Genomic DNA, 17205 nt, shown 5'->3' with positions numbered 1-17205 from the left:
ATCGTGATCTTTGCCGAGATCGCGAATTTTGTCGACGCACGCGGCGGCAAAGGGTGCCCTGGACCCCTGCGGGCGGGCACGGCCGGCCCGCCCATCAGAGCGGGCGCGACTCCATGGCCTGGGGGGCGATGACCGGCCGGGCATTGGCCGGGCCCGGCGCCTTGGGCACGGGAATGGCCAGGGCCGGCGCATCCGGTTCGACGGGCGTGCCGCCGCCGGGCCCGGCCGACGCCGGTACGGCCGGGGGCGCAGCCTGGCCGACGCGCGGCACGGCGATGGACGGCATGGGCCCGCCTGCGGGCGGGGCGTCGAGCGGCCGCACGCGGGTGGGCGCGTCGTCGCTCTGGCGCATGTTGTTCAGGAAATCCGTCAGCGTGTCGCCGCTGGAGAGGTCCAGCGAGGCCACCGCCTGGCCGGGCGGGAATTCGGAGAAATAGTATTCGCCGTTGTGCGTGATCAGGCCGCCTGGCATGGGCCGCTGCGGCTGCACCGGCACATCGGCCAGGACGGGCTTCATGTAGTCGAGCCAGGTCGATAGCGCCAGCCCGCTGCCGAAGGCGTTGCTGCCGAGCGACTTGGGCTGGTCGAAGCCCATCCAGACGGTGGTGACCAGCGCGGGGGTGTAGCCCGCGAACCAGACATCGACGGCGTCGTTGGTGGTGCCGGTCTTGCCGGCGACATCGTCGCGCTGCAGCGTGCGCTTGGCGCGGGCGCCGGTGCCGATGGAGGCCACGTCGCGCAGCATGTCGTCCATGACCCAGGCGGTGCGCGGGTCGATGGCGCGCGCGGCGGCGTCGCCAGCGACGCTCGGCTGGGCCTCCATCAGCACTTCGCCGGCGCGATCGGTGACGCGGGAGATCAGGTAGGGCGGCACCCGGTAGCCGCCGTTGGCGAATACGGCATAGGCGTCCGCCACCTGCAGCGGCGTGGCGCCGCCGGCGCCCAGGGCCAGGGGCAGCACGGCGGGCCAGCGTTCTTTCTGGAAGCCGAAGCGGGTCAGGTAGTCTTGCGCGTACTGCGGCGTGATGGCCTGCAGGATGCGGATCGACACCATGTTCTTGGACCGGTACAGGCCCTGGCGCAAGGTTTGCATGGGCTCGTAGCGGTTGCCGTCGTTCTTCGGCATCCAGGGGCGCGAGCCGGTCTGCTCGACGGTGAGGACGAAGGGCTGGTCGGACACCTGCGTGGCCGGGGTCATGCCGCGTTCGAGCGCGGCGGCATACACGAAGGGCTTGATGGTCGAGCCCGGCTGGCGCCAGGCCTGCGTGGCGCGGTTGAACGAGCCCCGGTAGAAATCGAAACCTCCGATCAGCGCGCGGATCGCGCCATCCTGTGGCGACATCGAGACCAGCGCGGCTTGCAACGCCGGCATGTTGACGATTTCCCAGGTGTCGCCGTTCTTGTGCAGGTACACGACCGAGCCGCGCCGGATGCGCAGCGCATCGTCGGCCTTGGGGTCGAGCGCGCGCGCCACCACGGCCAGGGCTTTCTTGTCGGACACGGTGATGATTTCGCGGGCGCTGCGCGCCACCTTGACCTCGGCCGGGCTGGCCGACAGCACCACCCCGGAGAGCAGGCCGTCGCTGTCGGGGGATTCTTCCTGGACGCCGTCGAGGATTTCCTCGAATGCCTGCGCGTCCTGCTCGATGCCGTCGGGCAGATCGAGCTGGTCCTCCGGCCCGGGGTAGCGCGCGCGCCGGGTGTAGTCGAGCACGCCGGCGCGCACCGCCTCGTAGGCAGCCTGCTGCGCCTTGGAGTCGATGGTGGTGTAGACGTCGATGCCGCGCGTGTAGGTTTCGTCCTGGAAGATGCCGTACATGATCTGCCGCACCAGCTCGGCCGGGTATTCGCCATGGATGGGGAACCCGTCGGGCAGCGCGCCCTCGCTGCCGCGGATCAGCAGCGGCTGCTCGAGCGCGGCCTGGGCCTGCTCGGGCGTCAGGTAGCCGAGCGCCTGCATGCGGCCCAGCACATAGTGCTGGCGCGCCTTGGCGCGGTCCAGGTTGGTGATGGGGTTGGACCGCGACGGCGCCTTCGGGATGCCGGCCAGCAGCGCCGCCTCGGCGGCGGTGACCTCGGACAGCGGCTTGCCGAAATAAGTGCGCGAGGCCGCCGCGAAGCCGTAGGCGCGGTGTCCCAGGTAGATCTGGTTCATGTAGAGCTCGAGGATCTGGTCCTTGGTGAGCTCGGATTCGATCTTGAAGGTCAGCAGCAGCTCGTAGAACTTGCGCGAGTAGGTTTTCTCGGAGCTGAGGTAGAAATTGCGCGCCACCTGCATGGTGATGGTGCTGGCGCCCTGCGACTTGGACATGCTGACGATGTTGGCCAGGCCGGCGCGCAGCATGCCCATCCAGTCGATTCCGCCATGTTCGTAGAAGCTGTCGTCCTCGGCCGCCAGGATGGCCTGCTTCATGACCAGGGGGATGTCCTGGAAGCGCAGCACGTTGCGGTGCTCTTCGCCGAACTCGCCGATCAGGACGCGGTCGGCGGTGTAGATGCGCAGCGGCACGCTGGGCCGGTAGTCGGTCATGGCGTGCAGGGCGGGCAGGCTGGGCCAGGCCAGGGCGATGGCCAGGGTCAGGAAAACGGCGCCGCAGGCGGCCAGCCCGGCCAGGGCCACGGCGGCCTTGGCCAGGATGGGCTTGCGCAGGCGTTGTCTGGCGCCCCGCGAGGGGGCGGATGTGTGGTGCTCAGGGGTATTCATTGCTGCCGATTCTAGGTCAGAACCGGATAGACCCGCCCGCGAGGGTTTAGGTTTCCGTAACCAAACATGCCAAGGAAGCGGGTAGCCGTCCGGGCCGATTTGTCCCGTTTTTTATGGTTTCAGGTGCTCGACGAAGAAGGTTTCCATGGCGGCGTAGAACTCGAACTTGTTTTCGTCGTTGTGAAAGCCGTGGCCCTCGTTGTCCTTGACCAGGTATTCGACCTCGACGCCGCGCTCGCGCAGCGCCTGCACGACCTGGTCGCTTTCCGCCTTGTTGACGCGCGGGTCCTGCGCCCCCTGGGCGATCAGCAGCGGGGTGCGGATGCGGTCGACGTGCAGCGCCGGCGAGGTGGCGGCCAGGCGCTCGCGGTCGCGCTCGGGGTGGCCCACCATGTCGTGCATCTTGGCCAGCAGCGGCTTCCAGTAGGGCGGGATGGTGTTCATGAAGGTGAACAGGTTGGAGACGCCGACGTAATCGACGGCGGCCGCGTAGAGGTCGGGCGTGAAGGCGATGCCGGCCAGCGTGGCGTAGCCGCCGTAGCTGCCGCCATAGATGCCGATGCGGGCCGGGTCGGCGATGCCCTGGTCGATGAGCCAGCGCACGCCGTCGGTGATGTCGTCCTGCATGGCCAGGCCCCACTGGCCGAAGCCGGCCTCCCAGAAGCGCCGGCCATAGCCGGTGGAACCCCGGAAATTCATCTGCAGCACGCAGAACCCGCGGTTGGCCAGGAACTGGATTTCCGGGTTGTAGCCCCAGCCGTCGCGCGCCCATGGGCCGCCGTGCGGGTTGACGATGCACGGCAGGCCGCGCGGTTCGCGGCCGGCCGGCAGGGTCAGGTAGCCGTGGATGGCCAGGCCGTCGCGGCTGGTGTACTGGATGGGCCGCACCGGCGCCATGTCGGCTTCGGGAATGGCCGGATTGATATCGGCCAGCTTGTGCAGCGCGCCGGTGACGGACTGGAACAGGTAGCGCGCGCCCGGGGTGCGGTCGTTGTAGGCGGCCACGATGAAGGTGTCCTCGTCGCGGTTCCAGCCCTGCAGGGCCACGTCGTAGCCGGGCAGCAGCGCCTCGAACTGGCGGTACAGGGCTTCGGTCTGGGCGTCGAAGTAATGGCGGCGCGGCTTGTCGGTCTGGTAGGCGGCCAGGGTCAGCACCCGCCGCTTGCGCGAATAGCCGGCGGCGTCGAGGTCGACCTGCCCGCTGGCGTAGACCAGTTCTTCCGCGTCGGGCGCGGCGGGGTCGATGATGACCAGCGCGAGCGTATCGCGGCCGCGGTTGCTCAGCGCATAGAATTTGCGGTCGTCGAAGGTGAAGAACGCCGGGCTGACCGTGGTGCGGTAGTCGGTGGTGATGAGCGGCCGGAACGGCGCGCCTTCGTCGTCGCGGTAGAGCAGGGTGGTGTCCAGCCCGTCGCTGGTGAGGGCGGCGCGCACCTTGCCGGCGTGGTCGGTCTGCCAGCCCACCACATTGCCCGGATTCTGCGCCACCAGCACCGCCGCGCCGGTGCGCACGTTGACGCGGTAGACGTCGAACACCTGCGAGTCGCGCTGGTTGTGGCTGATGAGGACGTGGTCGGGGTCGTCGGGCAGGTCGTCCTCGATGCCGGCGCGCACGCCGGGATAGGGCGTCAGGTCGTGCGCCGTGCCGGTGCGGGCGTTGACGGCCAGCACGTGGAAGTTCTCGTCGCCGCCGAAGTCCTTCTGGTAGAGCACGGTATCGTCGCCCTTCCAGAAGAAATTGCTGATGTCGCGCGCGGTTTCGCCGGTGAGGCGGCGCGGCGCGCCGACCGGGCGGCCGTCCTGCAAGGCCTGCACATGGATGTTCATGCGCGGCGGGTGTTCGTCCAGCGCCACGGGCTGCATGAAGCCGAGGGTCTTGCCGTCGTCGGACAGGCGGAAAAAGCCGCGCTCGGGGTTGCGGAAGAAGTCCTTCAGCGGATAGAGGCGCGGCGGCCGGCGGGCGGGGAACGTGGCATTGGGCAAGGCGGATCTCCTGCGCCGGGCAGGCCCGGCAGTATGCGCCGATCATGCCACAGGCCGTTGGCGGCGTCGAACCGGGACGCCGCGTGGCGCGGCTGGCAGGGCGATGCCCGATTGCGGGATAATCGCAGCCATATCACGGGAGTCAACATGATCAGAATTGCAGTTGCGGCGGCGGCTTGCGCCGTAGGCCTGGCGGGATGCTCCAGCGGGATTTCCGCCGGCGGGAACTCGCCCACGGATTCCTTCACTGCCCAGTCGGATTACCGCGAAGCCTATCGGGCCGCCAACGCGCAGGCCGAGCGCTGCCTGCGCGGTTCGGGAGCCTACCAGGTGGTGGGCGGGCTCGACCAGGCCGGCGGCGGCGCCTCGCTGCGGGTGGTGGCGCCCTTTACCGGCGCCGACGTGGCGCGCGTGCGCATCGCGGCGCTGAACGAGCGGCAGTCGAAAGTGGACATCACGATGTGGGGCCGCGGCATCTGGAACAGCGACGCGGTGCGCGCCATGCGCGAAGCCATCATTTATGGAGTGCCGTCGTGCGTGTCGTACATGCCGGGCGACCCGCGGCCGTCCGAGGAAGCCTGGACGCTGCCGCAGCCGCGTTGACCCGCCGGCGGATGGCCCTGCCGCGCGGCGTGGCGATGAACATGGCGAGGCTGAAGACGCCTCAGGCCGCAAGTGTCCTTCGTTATGTCGTTGAAGGGCGGAGGCTGGCGTGGTGAACGGGGCCGATGACGGATGCCCGGTTAAATCGGAAGGACCTACGGCGCGGGACCGCTTCAGTCGCCGCCGGGGCGGCGCTTGATGACCTTGAAAGTGGCCGAGGCCTTGGCGACGAGCTGGCCGTCGGCGCCGCGGATCTCGCCTTCGCAGAACGCGATGGAGGCGCCGCGCCGCAGGCAGCGGGCTTCGATGACCAGGTCGGTGGTGCCCGGCGACAGGAAGCTGGTGGTCATGTCGATAGTGGCCATCCCCAGGCTGGCATCGGCGCCGCGCGCCGCCGCGCTGAGGGTGAAGTCCAGCACGCTCATCAGGGTGCCGCCGTGGATGTCGCCGCGGCTGTTGGTCAGGTCGGCGCGCCAGGGCAGCCGCGTGCGGGCGGTGTCGGGGCCGACGCTGTCGGGGATCAGCCCCATGAGGCTCATCAGGGGAATGGTCAGGCCGAAGTAGTCGGGGGAGGCGGGCGTGGTCATGAAGGCGTGCGGTAGAGATGAAAGCGCGACAAGCGCGCCATAATATTCTCTTTTCCGCTTTGCCGTTTCGCCAACCATGCTTTCGTCCCCGCGCAAGATCGTGCACATCGACATGGACGCCTTCTACGCGTCGGTCGAGCAGCGCGACAATCCCGCCTTGCGCGGGCTGCCGGTGGTGGTGGCCTGGGAGGGGCCGCGCTCGGTGGTGTGCGCGGCCTCGTACGAGGCGCGGCGTTTCGGCGTGCATTCGGCCATGTCGGTGGCGCGCGCGCAGCGCCTCTGTCCGGACGCGGTGTACGTGCCGCCCGATTTCACCCGCTACCGCGAGGTGTCGCGCCAGGTGCGCGGCATATTCGCGCGCCATACCGACCTGATCGAGCCCCTGTCGCTGGACGAAGCCTACCTGGATGTCACGGTCAACAAGCTGGGCCTGGCGTCGGCCACCGAGGTCGCCCGCGCCATTCGCCGCGAGATCCTGCAGGAAACCCGCCTGACCGCCTCGGCCGGCGTGGCGCCCAACAAGTTCCTGGCCAAGATTGCGTCGGACTGGAACAAGCCGGATGGGCTGTTCGTCATCAAGCCCGCGCAGGTGCTGGCATTCCTGCAGCCGTTGCCGGTGCGCAAGGTGCCGGGCGTGGGCAAGGTCATGCAGGCCCGCCTGGAAGCGCTGGGCGTGCGCACGGTGGGCGACCTGGGGCGGTATGGCGCGGCCGAGTTGGAGCAACATTTCGGCCGCTACGGGGTGCGCCTGCACGAGTTGTCGCAGGGCATCGACGAGCGCGCGGTGCAGACCGACGCGCCGCTGCAGCAGATTTCGGCCGAAACCACGTTTCTCACCGACTTGCCGCTGGAGGCGCTGGACGAGCCGCTGCAGCGCCTGGCCGTGAAGGTATGGGAGCAGGGCTTGAAGAAGGGCGCCATCGGCCGCACCGTGGTGCTCAAGCTCAAGACCGACCGCTTCCGCATTCTGACCCGCACGCTGACGCTGGCGCGCGCCCCGGAGTCGGCCGAGATGCTGGCCGAGGTGGCCCGCCAGTTGCGCGGGCGCGTCGACCTGCCGGCCAGTACGCGCTATCGGCTGGCGGGGGTGGGAATGAGCAATTTCAGCGACGGCGCCGCGCAGGCGCGGCAGGCCGACCTGGACCTGTTCGGCGTGTCGCCGGCCGCTACGCCAGGCGTTGCTTGACCTGCTGCGAGACGGCCGCCATGTCGGCCTTGCCAGCCAGGGCCGGTTTCAGGATGGCCATGACCTTGCCCATGGCGGACGCGCCGTTGACCCCCTGGGCGGCCACTTCGGACAGCGCGGCGTCGATGGCGGCGCTGATTTCTTCCGGCGAGGCGGCTTGTGGCAGGAACTCGCGCAGCACGTCCAGTTCGGCGGTTTCCTGGGCGGCGGTTTCCAGCCGGCCGGCCTGCTCGAAGGCGGCGATGGATTCGCGCCGCTGCTTGACCTGTTTCTCGATGATGGCTGTGACGTCGGCGTCGCTCAGTTCACGGCGCTCGTCGACTTCCTTCTGCTTGACCGCGGCGACCAGGAAGCGCAGGGTGGACAGGCGCTGCGAGTCGCGGGCGCGCATGGCGTCCTTGACGGCGTCGGACAGGCGGGTCTTGAGCGGGATGCTGCTCATGGTGAAAACCTTTGTGGTGAGTACGGCGAAACTGTTGTTTTAACCGCCCGGCAGCATGGCGCGCAAACGCCTGATCAGCGGCCTGGCTGAATGGTGGCAGCGAGGCGGCGTTTAAAGATGTATTATAAATACATGTTTTAGCCGCAACCGTTGTCGAAGGAGCCGTATTCATGTTGAGCCAGGAAGTCCGCGCGCTGGTCAAGGGCACCGCGCCCGTCCTGAAAACCCATGGCGAGGCATTGACCCGCCATTTCTACGCCCGCATGTTCCGCCACAACCCGGAACTCAAGCAGGTCTTCAACCAGGGACACCAGCAGGGCGGGCAGCAGCAACAGGCGCTGGCGGCGGCGGTGGCCGCGTACGCCGAGCACATCGACGATCCATCGGTGCTGATGCCGGTGGTCGAGCGCATCGTGCATAAGCATGTCAGCCTGGGCATACGGGCGGAACACTACGCCATCGTCGGCAAGCATTTGCTGGCGTCGATCAGCGAGGTGCTGGGCGAGGCGGCCACCGATGAGCTGGTCGCCGCCTGGGCCGCCGCCTATGGGCAACTGGCCGACTTGCTGATCGCCGAGGAAAGCCGCCTGTATGCCCAGTCGGCCGCGAAACCCGGCGGCTGGACCGGCTGGCGCGCCTTCCGGGTCGAGCGCAAGGTACCGGAGAGCGCCGAGATCACCTCGTTCTACCTGGCGCCGGCCGACGGCGGGCCGGTGCCCGAATACCTGCCGGGGCAGTACATTTCGCTGCGCGTCTACGTGCCCGAGCTGGGGATGATGCAGCCGCGCCAGTACAGCCTGTCCGATGCGCCCGGCCAGGGGCGCCTGCGCATCTCGGTCAAGCGCGAGGGCGGGGCCGGCGGCGCGCCGGCCGGCAGCGTCTCGAATGTCCTGCATGGCTGCGTCAATGAGGGCGACGTGCTGGACGTGGCGCCGCCGCAGGGCGATTTTGTGTTGCAGACCAGCCGCCCCGCGCCGGTCGTGCTGCTGAGCGGCGGCGTGGGCCTGACGCCCATGGTGTCGATGCTGAACCACCTGGTCTCGCGCGACGATGGCCGGCAGATCCGTTTCGTGCATGCCTGCCGCGACGGCTCGGTGCATGCGATGAAGCAGCATATCAATGACACGGCGGCCGCCCGGCCCAACGTGCGCAAGATCGTCTACTACGAGACCGTGGGCGCCGGCGACGAGCCGGGACGCGACTACGACTATGTGGGCCGCATTGACCTGCAGGCGATCCGCGACGTGGCGGTGCTGCCCGACGCCGATTACTACCTGTGTGGCCCGCTGCCCTTCATGAGCGCCCAGTGCGAGGCGCTGGCGCGGCTGGGCGTAGCGCCCGAGCGCATCCATGCCGAAGTGTTCGGCACGGGCGGGCCGGGCGCATAGACGGTATAGTCTGGCCGCATGCAGCTGACCCGGTACACCGATTTCGGCCTGCGCGTCATGATGTACCTGACGCAAAGCGATGGCCGCGACATGCCCGCAACGATCCCCGAGATCGCCGCGCGCTTCGGCGTGTCGCGCCATCACATGGCCAAGGTGGTGCATTTCCTGGCGACGCAGGGGTGGGTGTCGACCACCCGCGGCAAGGGCGGCGGCCTGCGGCTGGCGCGCCCGGCGGCCGAGTATCCGGTAGGCGACCTGGTGCGCGCGCTGGAACACCAGGGCCCGCTGATCAACTGCGCCGAACCGCCGTGCGCGCTGAACGGCTCCTGCAGGCTGTCCGGCGTGCTGGCGGACAGCCTGCAGGGCTTCTATGACAGCCTGAACCGCCACAGCCTGGCCGACCTGGTGCGCGAACCCACCCAGGCCGCCATCGTGCGGCTGCATCGGGCAGCCTGAGCCAGGCTGAATTCGTGCCTGCTGGGCTCCGCCAGCGTGCGCCCGGCGCCAGCAACGAATGGGCCTGCAAAGTTGTCGTCCTTTCTGCGGGCGCGACGCCCAAACGCAAGAACCCAATCCATCCCTGGCCCCGCCCACCCGCAACGACGCCATCAGCATCCACGGACACACTCCGGGGTGTCGACCTCTTACCCCGAACCTTAGGTTATGCCCACCCGCGAGTTTGGAATTTGCCACGGGGGCAGCACTGTTACAGAATGGTCCGGAGTCTTTTTATCAGGGTTTTCCATGAGGGTTTGCGTTATCGGGGCCGGCGTCGTGGGTGTGACGTCGGCGTATTTCCTGGCCCGGCAGGGCCACGAGGTAGTGCTGGTCGACAGCCGGGCGCGTCCGGCCACGGTGTCCAGTTATGCCAATGGCGGGCAGCTCAGCTATAGCTATGTGGCGCCGCTGGCCGGTCCCGGGGTGTTGCCCAGTGTGCCGGGCTGGCTGCTGCGCGCCGATTCGCCGCTGCGCTTCCGTCCGCGTCTGGACCCGCACCAGTGGCTGTGGTGCCTGCGCTTCGCGCTGGCGTGCCGGGCCTCGGTGGCGCGCGCTTCCACGGCGCAGTTGCAGGCGTTGTCGTACTTGAGCCGAGACGTCATGCACGGACTGCTCGAACAGGAGCCGCTGGATTTCGGCCATGTGCGCAACGGCAAGCTGATCGCCTATCGCAGCCCCGAATTGCTGGCGAAGGCCCGCAAGCTGGTGGATTACCAGGCGGCGCTGGGCGCCGAGCAGCGCGTGCTCGATGCCGCGGAGACGGTGGCGCTGGAGCCGGCCCTGGCCGGCCTGGGCAGCAGCCTGGCCGGCGCCGTCTATACGCCCAGCGAAGAGGCGGGCGATTGCCGGCAATTCACCGAGGCGCTGTTCCGGCGCCTGAAGGCGCTGGGCAATGTCGAATGCCGCATGGCCAGCCCGGTGCGGGCCTTGCGCCGCGAGGGCCGCAGGATCGTCGCGGTCGAGACCGCGGCCGGCGACATCGGCGCCGACGCGGTGGTGATCGCCGCCGGCACGGGCAGCCGCGCGCTGCTCAAGCCGCTGGGCCAGGACGTGCCGCTGTATCCCCTGAAGGGCTACAGCCTGAGCGTGCCCCTGGCGGCGGACGACCAGGCCGCGCCGGCCATCAGCGTGACCGATTACGAGCGGCGCATCGTCTATGCCCGCCTGGGACGGGTGCTGCGCATCGCGGCCATGGTGGATATCGGCAGCCCGGATGCGGACATCGAGCCGGCCCGCATCGCGCTGCTCAAGCGCCAGGTCGGCGAGGCCTTCCCGCAGCTGGACCTGAGCCAGGCCGTGCCCTGGGCCGGACAGCGGCCGGCCACGCCGACCGGCAAGCCCCTGATCGGCGCCAGCCGGGCGGCCGACAACCTGTGGCTGAACATCGGCCAGGGCGCGCTGGGGTTCACGTTGGCCTGCGGCAGCGCTGCCTTGCTGACCGCGCAGATGTCGGGGCTGGAGCTGCCGATCGACGCGGCGCCGTTCAAGCCGTAGCGCCGTGCGGGCCTGGCCCGGCGGGCCGCCTCAATGGAAATTGCGGCTGCGCGCTTCCAGGCCGCCCAGCAGCTCGGATAAGTCCACCAGGCGCTGCGCCACCAGGTGGCTCACGCCCTCGACGCTTTGCCAGGTGCCGTACACGCCCAGCAGCGTGGCGCCCAGCAGTTCGCGGCGCTGGCGCTCGATGAGCTCGGTGCGCACCACCACGTTGACCGGCCCGGTCTCGTCTTCCAGGGTGACGAAGATCACTCCCTTGGCGGTCTGCGGGCGCTGGCGCACCGTGACCAGGCCGCAGGCCCGCGCCAGGCGGCGGTGCGGATAGGATCTGAGCGTTTCCGCGGTCTGGAAGCGCAGCGCCTGCAGGCGCGGACGCAGCAGCGCCAGGGGATGGCGCCGCAGGGTCAGCCGCAGGCTGCGGTAGTCGGCGGAAATCGATTGCCCTTCGGTGGGCGCGGGCAGGGCGGGCGTGTCGGTCTCCACGATATCGGCATCGCGCAGCAGGTCGCGGCTGGCGACACTGGCGCTGGCCTGCCAGCTGGCCAGCCGGCGGTGGCCGGCCAGGCTGCGCAGCGCGTCGGCGGCGGCCAGGGCGTCGAGCTCGTGCCGGCTGAGCGCGGCGCGGCGGCCCAGGTCGCGGGTATCGGCGAACGGCCGTGCTTGGCGCGCCCGTTCGATGCGCCGCGCGGCGTCTTCCGACAGCCCTTGCACCTGGTTCAGGCCCAGCCGTACGGCCGGACGCGGCGCCTCGGCGGCCGCGCCGGCGGCGGGCAGGACTTCCAGCGACGCTTCCCAGCCGCTGATGACGGCATCGGCCGGCAGCACCGTCACGCCGTGGCGGCGCGCGTCCTGCACCAGCTGGGCTGGCGCGTAGAAGCCCATGGGCTGGGAATTGAGCAGCGCCGCCAGGAAGGCTTCGGGCTCGTGGCATTTGAGCCAGGCGCTGGCGTAGGCCAGCAGCGCGAAGCTGGCGGCATGGCTTTCGGGAAACCCGTATTCGCCGAAACCCTCGATCTGGCGGATGATGGCCTCGGCGAATGCGGGGCTGTACTGGTTTTTCAGCAGACCTTCGACCAATTTTTTGTTGAACCGGTCGACGTCGCCTTTACGCTTCCAGGACGCCATCGAGCGCCGCAGCGCGTCGGCCTCTCCCGGTGTGAAGCCGGCAGCTACCACGGCGATCTGCATGACCTGTTCCTGGAAGATGGGTACGCCCAGCGTGCGCGATAGCACGCCTTCCACTTCCTTGCTGGGATAGGTTGCGGGTTCGCCATTGCGTCGCCGCAGATACGGATGCACCATGCCGCCCTGGATCGGGCCGGGCCGCACGATGGCCACCTGCACCACCAGGTCGTAATATTTACGCGGCTTCAGGCGCGGCAGCATGCTCATCTGCGCGCGCGATTCGATCTGGAACACGCCGATGGTATCGGCCTCGCAGATCATGTCGTAGGTGGCTTCGTCGTCGGCGGGAATCTCGTGCAGCGCCAGCGGCCGGCCGCGCCGCCGGCCGACGAAATCCAGCGCGCGGTGCAGCACCGACAGCATGCCCAGCGCCAGGATGTCGACCTTGAGCAGGCCCAGGGCGTCCAGGTCGTCCTTGTCCCATTGCACGACGCTGCGCTCGGGCATGGCGGCGTTCTCGATGGGCACCAGCCGCGCCAGGTTGCCGCGCGAGATCACGAAGCCGCCCGGATGCTGCGACAAGTGCCGCGGGAAGCCCATCAGCGTCTCGGCCAGGATGGCCCAGTGGCGCGCCACCGGCGACTGCGGGTCGAGGCCGCAGGAGCCCAGGGTGCGCAGCAGCGCCTGCTTGCCGTCCCACCATTGGTGCGCGCGGGCCACCGCGTCGATGATGCCCGGGTCCACGCCGAGCGCGCGGCCGGTGTCGCGCAGCACGCTGCGCGGCCGGTACGAGATGACCACGGCGGTCAGGGCGGCGCGGTCGCGGCCGTATTTTTCATAGATGTACTGGATGACTTCTTCGCGGCGCTGGTGTTCGAAATCGACGTCGATGTCGGGCGGCTCGTTGCGCTCCTTGCTGATGAAGCGCTCGAACAGGGTCTGGCTCTGGTGCGGGTGGACGGCGGTGATGCCCAGGCAATAGCACACCACCGAATTGGCCGCCGAGCCGCGCCCCTGGCACAGGATGTCGCGGCGGCGCGCTTCCCGCACGATGTCGTGGACGGTGAGGAAGTAGGGCTCGTATTCCAGTTCGGCGATCAGGGCCAGTTCTTTTTCGATCAGCCCGGCCACCCAGGCGGGTATGCCGTCGGGGAAGCGGTCGCGCGCGCCGGCCAGCACGGCGCGGCGCAGGTGGCTGGTCGGCGTTTCGCCGGCGGGCACGATCTCGTCGGGATATTCGTATTTCAGTTCGCGCAGCGAGAACGTGCAGCGTTCTGCGATGGCGAGGGTCTGGGCCAGGGTCTCGGGCGGATACAGCGCGGCCAGGCGCATGCGGGTGCGCAGGTGCTGCTCGGCATTGGGCAGCAGGTCGTAGCCGCATTGCGCGACGGTCCGCTTGCTGCGAATGGCGGCCAGCGTGTCGTGCAGCGGCTTGCGCGAGCGCAAGTGCATCTGCACCCGGCCCAGCGCCACCACCGGCAGGCCGGCGGCCTGCGCCGCCTGCTGCACCGCTGCCTTGTGCAGGTCGTCGCGGGCCTGGTGCAGCAGGGTCAGGCCGACCCAGGCACGGCCCGGGAAGGTGCGCGCCAGCCAGCGCGCCTGCTCGGCCAGCAAGTCCGCATCCACGCCATGCGGCGGGGACAGTATGGCCAGGCATTCGGGCATGCTGCGCAAATGCGCGTGGGCCGCGCCGGGCGCGGCGATATCGCCGGGCGCGAGCCGGTATTCGCCCTTGGGCGCGCGCGAGCGGCCCAGGGTGATGAGTTCGGACAAGTTGCCGTAGCCGGTGCGGGTTTGCGCCAGCAGCACGAGCTGCAAGGCCGGCGCGGCAGGATCGGCCCGCAGCGCCAGGGTGCTGCCGATGATCAGCGGCAGGCGGTGTTTTTCGGCTTCCACCAGGGCGCGCACCACGCCGGCCAGCGAGCATTCGTCGGTGATGGCCAGGGCGGCATAGCCCAGCCGCGCGGCCTGCTCGACCAGTTCCCCGGGGTGCGAGGCGCCTTGCAGGAACGAGAAGTTGGTCAGGCATTGCAGCTCGGCGTAGCCGGGCAGCAGGGCGGATGAGGGCAGGTCCATGCGAGGCTCCTTTCAGCGTGGGCAGGCCCTAGGCATAGCGCCCGTGCAGGAACCAGCGGGCGTGTTCGGTATCGCGCTCGCGGTAGATCCAGTAGCGGGCCGCGGCGGCGTCCTCGGCCACGAAGTAGTCGCGCACCGTCAGGGCCGCGTCCCACCAGCCGCTTTCGATGCGTTCCGGGCCGCGCACCAGGCGCAGGGGCTGGCCGGCATAGACCGGCCGGTGCTGCGCCACTTGCAGGGGCACGGGCGGATCCAGCAGCCAGAAAGGGCGGTCCAGCGGCCCGGGCAGCGTGGCCGCGGCGCCGGGGCCGTCTTGCGCGGCCTGCCAGCGGTTGGCGGCTTCGGGCCGGTGGTCGGCCAGCGGCCGGGCATGCAGCACGCGGGCGCGGCCCAGGCGGGCGCTGAGCAGGTCCAGCAGGCGGGCGTGTTCGGCGGGCGTGCCGCCCGGTTCGGGAAACAGGCAGGTGCTGGCGGCCGGCTGCTCCACGGTTTCGCTTACCCGCAGCACCAGCGCGATGACCGGCGCCTCGAGCTGCAGGCGGCCCAGCTTTTCGCGCAGCAGGCTGAGCAGGTGCGACGGCTGCCAGGCGGGCTCGGCCAGCTGCAGGTGCAGCATCGTGGGCGCGCGCATGCGCCGGCCGCGTTCGTGCTCGAGGACCAGCGTAACGTGCCGCACCGCCCGCCGCAGGGCGGCCAGCCAGCCGCACAATTGTTCGAGCAGGCGCCGCGCCGAAGCCAGCACCGCGTCGGCGTGCTCGATGTAGTCGGGCAGTTCCAGGCGTTGCCGGAACCGGGCGGGCGCCTGGATCCAGGCGTGGCATTCGGGCGCCACGCCATAGGCGGCGTCAAGGGCCTGCGGCAGCTCGGTGCCGCAGCGGCGCTGCAGGCCGGCGCGCGGCAGGCGGCGCAGCGCTCCCAGGGTGCGGCAGCCGATGTCGTGGAGCCAGTCCTGGCGCGGCAGGGCGCAGGGCAGCAGTTCGCACGGCAAGGCGTCGAGCCGGCGCGCCAGGGTGGCGAGTTGCAATGCGCGGCGCGGCCTGCCGCGTTCCGGCTGGCGGGCCAGCAGCCAGGCGCCCTGGGCGGTGGGCGCCATGCCCAGGCGGGCGTGCAGGCCCATGGCGCGCAGCGTGGCGGCAATGCGCCGGTGTAGCGCCCGCGGGCCGCCAAAATATGCCAGGCTGGCGCCGACCTGCAGCAGCACCGCATCGGCGCCGGCCAGGGCGACTTCCGGGGTGTATTGCAGCAAGGCCAGGGCGGTCTCGTGCAGGAGCCGCGTTTCGGCGGCCGGGTCGCGCGCCAGCAGGGACACGTGTGGCGCAATGGCGGCCGCGCCGGCGCGCCGCATGCCGGGCTGCAGGCCGGCCGTGGCCGCCGCCGGCGTCAAGGCCGCGAGGCGTTCCTGGTCCATCACGGCGAATGCCGCGTCAGGAGGCCATTGCGGGCGTGCGGCGTCCAGCGGCAGGCAGCGCAGGAAGACGGCGATCCAGAGGCGCATGATGAGGAACGGCGGCCGGCGCGGTGCCGGGTTCGAAGACGATGGCCAGCGGTTCGGGGCAGGCGGGGCCGCGCCGCTTGAGAATGTGCACCGACAGGCCGCCCGGCGCGGGCGCCAGCGCCAGGCGCAGCGGGGCGGGCGAAGCCTGTTGCGCCGCCGTGGCGGGACGGAAGGCGAAGCACAGCGTATCGCTGCCCTGGACGGCCAGGTGCAGGCGGCGCAGCGACTCGGCGCGGGCGCGTGGTAGCCAGCACAGCAGGGCGCCGCAACTGCCGTGCTTGAGGATCTGTTCGGCCGCCCACAGGGCATCGGCGGGGCGCTCGGGGGCGACCCACAGCAAGTGGCGCGGGTCCAGCCCCCAGGCCTGCCAGCAGGCCAGGTGCGGCACGTGCGGAGGCTGCACCAGGGCGATGGGGCGGCCGCCCCGCTGCGCCAGGGCGGGCTGCAGCAGGCGGATTTCACCGATGCCGGGGTGCGGGGCCAGCAATTCGACCAGGGCGCCTGGCGGCCAGCCGCTGCCGGGCAGCTGCGCCGACAGCGCGGCGTGGCCGGTCGGCACGCCGCAACTGGCCCCGCGCGCCAGTTGCGTGGCGCGCCACAGAGCGGGGTGGATGCGTTCGGGAGACAACATAGGATGGGCCTGGTTTACTGTACAAATATACAGTATTTCTGGCGCTGCGCGGACCAGGCTTGGGACTGCCCGGGGCGGCCTCTACAATGAAACTTTGCGGCGCGCGCCAGCGCGCGCCCCCGGAACCCCATGGCCGATCCTGCCGAACTCGAATTCCTGCCCGCCCCCGGCACTGCCGTCCAGCAGTTGTTCATCCTGCTGCATGGCGTGGGCGGCACGCCGCAACACTTGCTGCCGCTCGCGCGGGAGTTGGGCGCCGCTTTCCCGGCGGCCGCCATTCTCGCGCCGGCGGGCTTCGAGCCCTACGACGGCGGGGCCGTCGGACGGCAATGGTTTTCGGTGCGCGGCATAAACGAGGACAACCGCGGCGAGCGCGTGGCCCGCGCCCTGCCGGCGCTGGTCGACTATATCCGCGCCGCCCAGGCCCGCCTCGGCCTGCTGCAGTCCGATACCGCCCTGGCGGGCTTTTCGCAGGGCGCCATCATGGCGCTGGAAGCCGTGCAGGCCCACGACGGGCTGGCGGGCCGGGTGCTGGCGTTTTCCGGCCGCTATGCCCAATTGCCCAAGAGCGCGCCGCAGTACACCACCATCCACCTGCTGCATGGCGCCGACGACCAGGTCATGGCGGTGGCGCATGCCCAGGCCGCCCAGGCGCGGCTCGATGCCCTGCATGGCGATTCCACCATCGACGTGGCGAGCAGGGTGGGCCACGAGCTGCATCCCGCCCTGGTGCAGCGGGCCATCGAGCGCCTGCAGACCTGCGTGCCGCTGCGCAGTTGGGAAGCCGCGCTGGGGCTGAACCAGAAACCGCCCGAAGGATCGACGCTGCATTGAACGCGGGTCGGCCGGGGTGCCCGGATGTCGCCCAGGTGTCAGACACCCTGCGCAAGCGGCGCGGATAGGCCCAAGCGTCGCAAGGGGTGTTTGACACAACAAGCCGATGGTGCCTGACACCGCAACCCGATGCCGGTTGCCCAGGTGTCAGACACCCCC

At 70.0% G+C, this 17205-nt stretch carries 13 protein-coding genes; 6 read left to right on the top strand and 7 right to left on the bottom strand.

The genetic code is table 11. The annotated features are described in order from the left end of the window. Positions 1-94 precede the first annotated feature (94 nt). Entirely contained in the window at positions 95-2704 is a 2610-nt protein-coding gene (locus ACKTT0_RS21875; RefSeq protein WP_407851868.1) for a penicillin-binding protein 1A, read from the bottom strand. 111 nt (positions 2705-2815) lie between these two features. After that, on the bottom strand, positions 2816-4687 hold the full coding sequence (locus ACKTT0_RS21870; RefSeq protein WP_407851867.1) for a S9 family peptidase: 1872 nt from the start codon (positions 4685-4687) through the stop codon (positions 2816-2818). A gap of 147 nt (positions 4688-4834) precedes the next feature. On the opposite strand from ACKTT0_RS21870, the gene ACKTT0_RS21865 reads away from it, so the two are divergent. Next, on the top strand, positions 4835-5290 hold the full coding sequence (locus ACKTT0_RS21865) for a BPTD_2524 family lipoprotein (protein ID WP_407851866.1): 456 nt from the start codon (positions 4835-4837) through the stop codon (positions 5288-5290). Between the two features lie 173 nt (positions 5291-5463). Here the strand turns inward: ACKTT0_RS21865 and ACKTT0_RS21860 are convergent, their stop codons facing one another. After that, a complete protein-coding gene (locus ACKTT0_RS21860) occupies positions 5464-5877 on the bottom strand; it encodes a PaaI family thioesterase (RefSeq protein WP_407851865.1) in 414 nt (137 codons plus the stop codon). 76 nt (positions 5878-5953) lie between these two features. Here ACKTT0_RS21860 and dinB point away from each other — a divergent pair, with 76 nt between their 5' ends. Beyond that, a complete protein-coding gene (gene dinB / locus ACKTT0_RS21855; RefSeq protein ID WP_407851864.1) occupies positions 5954-7063 on the top strand; it encodes a DNA polymerase IV in 1110 nt (369 codons plus the stop codon). Here dinB and ACKTT0_RS21850 read toward each other — a convergent pair. Then, entirely contained in the window at positions 7044-7505 is a 462-nt protein-coding gene (locus tag ACKTT0_RS21850; protein ID WP_407851863.1) for a GatB/YqeY domain-containing protein, read from the bottom strand. The genes dinB and ACKTT0_RS21850 overlap by 20 nt on opposite strands. 170 nt (positions 7506-7675) lie before the next feature. Between ACKTT0_RS21850 and hmpA the strand changes: the two genes are divergently transcribed. The 3 genes from hmpA to ACKTT0_RS21835 all read left to right on the top strand — a co-directional run bounded on the left by hmpA (position 7676) and on the right by ACKTT0_RS21835 (position 10885). After that, complete coding sequence (hmpA, locus tag ACKTT0_RS21845) at positions 7676-8893, top strand: NO-inducible flavohemoprotein (RefSeq protein WP_407851862.1); 1218 nt, start codon at positions 7676-7678, stop codon at positions 8891-8893. A gap of 18 nt (positions 8894-8911) precedes the next feature. Then, positions 8912-9349, top strand: a complete 438-nt coding sequence (locus tag ACKTT0_RS21840; protein ID WP_407851861.1) for an Rrf2 family transcriptional regulator — start codon at positions 8912-8914, stop codon at positions 9347-9349. Between the two features lie 288 nt (positions 9350-9637). Then, positions 9638-10885 (top strand): D-amino acid dehydrogenase, encoded by a 1248-nt coding sequence (locus tag ACKTT0_RS21835; protein WP_407851860.1) that lies wholly within the window; start codon positions 9638-9640, stop codon positions 10883-10885. Between the two features lie 30 nt (positions 10886-10915). Here ACKTT0_RS21835 and ACKTT0_RS21830 read toward each other — a convergent pair whose 3' ends face one another. The 3 genes from ACKTT0_RS21830 to imuA are packed head-to-tail and all read right to left on the bottom strand — an operon-like array spanning position 10916 to position 16212. Next, positions 10916-14086: an error-prone DNA polymerase gene (locus ACKTT0_RS21830; protein ID WP_407851859.1), complete on the bottom strand. Its 3171-nt coding sequence runs from the start codon at positions 14084-14086 to the stop codon at positions 10916-10918. Positions 14087-14114: 28 nt separating this feature from the next. Next, positions 14115-15581 carry a Y-family DNA polymerase gene (locus ACKTT0_RS21825; RefSeq protein ID WP_407851858.1) on the bottom strand — a complete coding sequence of 489 codons (1467 nt, stop codon included), beginning with the start codon at positions 15579-15581 and terminating at the stop codon, positions 14115-14117. Beyond that, positions 15511-16212: a translesion DNA synthesis-associated protein ImuA gene (gene imuA / locus ACKTT0_RS21820; protein ID WP_407851857.1), complete on the bottom strand. Its 702-nt coding sequence runs from the start codon at positions 16210-16212 to the stop codon at positions 15511-15513. The genes ACKTT0_RS21825 and imuA overlap by 71 nt, the downstream gene beginning before the upstream one ends. 129 nt (positions 16213-16341) lie before the next feature. On the opposite strand from imuA, the gene ypfH reads away from it, so the two are divergent. Beyond that, entirely contained in the window at positions 16342-17046 is a 705-nt protein-coding gene (gene ypfH / locus ACKTT0_RS21815) for an esterase (protein ID WP_407851856.1), read from the top strand. The last annotated feature ends 159 nt before the right edge of the window (positions 17047-17205 follow it).

It is taken from the genome of Bordetella saccharivorans (genome assembly GCF_045862855.1).
GTDB classification, from domain to species: Bacteria; Pseudomonadota; Gammaproteobacteria; order Burkholderiales; family Burkholderiaceae_B; genus Bordetella_A; species Bordetella_A petrii_F.
Note: the sequence above shows the minus strand (reverse complement) of the source record. Positions and strands in the feature narration are given on the sequence as shown.

Excerpts from the sequence above, each read along its gene's own strand:
- hmpA (WP_407851862.1), top strand. The coding sequence starts at position 7,676 with ATGTTGAGCCAGGAAGTCCGCGCGCTGGTCAAGGGCACCGCGCCCGTC.
- ACKTT0_RS21860 (WP_407851865.1), bottom strand. The coding sequence starts at position 5,877 with ATGACCACGCCCGCCTCCCCCGACTACTTCGGCCTGACCATTCCCCTG.
- dinB (WP_407851864.1), top strand. The coding sequence starts at position 5,954 with ATGCTTTCGTCCCCGCGCAAGATCGTGCACATCGACATGGACGCCTTC.
- imuA (WP_407851857.1), bottom strand. The coding sequence starts at position 16,212 with ATGTTGTCTCCCGAACGCATCCACCCCGCTCTGTGGCGCGCCACGCAA.
- ACKTT0_RS21840 (WP_407851861.1), top strand. The coding sequence starts at position 8,912 with ATGCAGCTGACCCGGTACACCGATTTCGGCCTGCGCGTCATGATGTAC.
- ACKTT0_RS21850 (WP_407851863.1), bottom strand. The coding sequence starts at position 7,505 with ATGAGCAGCATCCCGCTCAAGACCCGCCTGTCCGACGCCGTCAAGGAC.
- ypfH (WP_407851856.1), top strand. The coding sequence starts at position 16,342 with ATGGCCGATCCTGCCGAACTCGAATTCCTGCCCGCCCCCGGCACTGCC.
- ACKTT0_RS21835 (WP_407851860.1), top strand. The coding sequence starts at position 9,638 with ATGAGGGTTTGCGTTATCGGGGCCGGCGTCGTGGGTGTGACGTCGGCG.
- ACKTT0_RS21865 (WP_407851866.1), top strand. The coding sequence starts at position 4,835 with ATGATCAGAATTGCAGTTGCGGCGGCGGCTTGCGCCGTAGGCCTGGCG.
- ACKTT0_RS21875 (WP_407851868.1), bottom strand. The coding sequence starts at position 2,704 with ATGAATACCCCTGAGCACCACACATCCGCCCCCTCGCGGGGCGCCAGA.
- ACKTT0_RS21825 (WP_407851858.1), bottom strand. The coding sequence starts at position 15,581 with ATGCGCCTCTGGATCGCCGTCTTCCTGCGCTGCCTGCCGCTGGACGCC.
- ACKTT0_RS21830 (WP_407851859.1), bottom strand. The coding sequence starts at position 14,086 with ATGGACCTGCCCTCATCCGCCCTGCTGCCCGGCTACGCCGAGCTGCAA.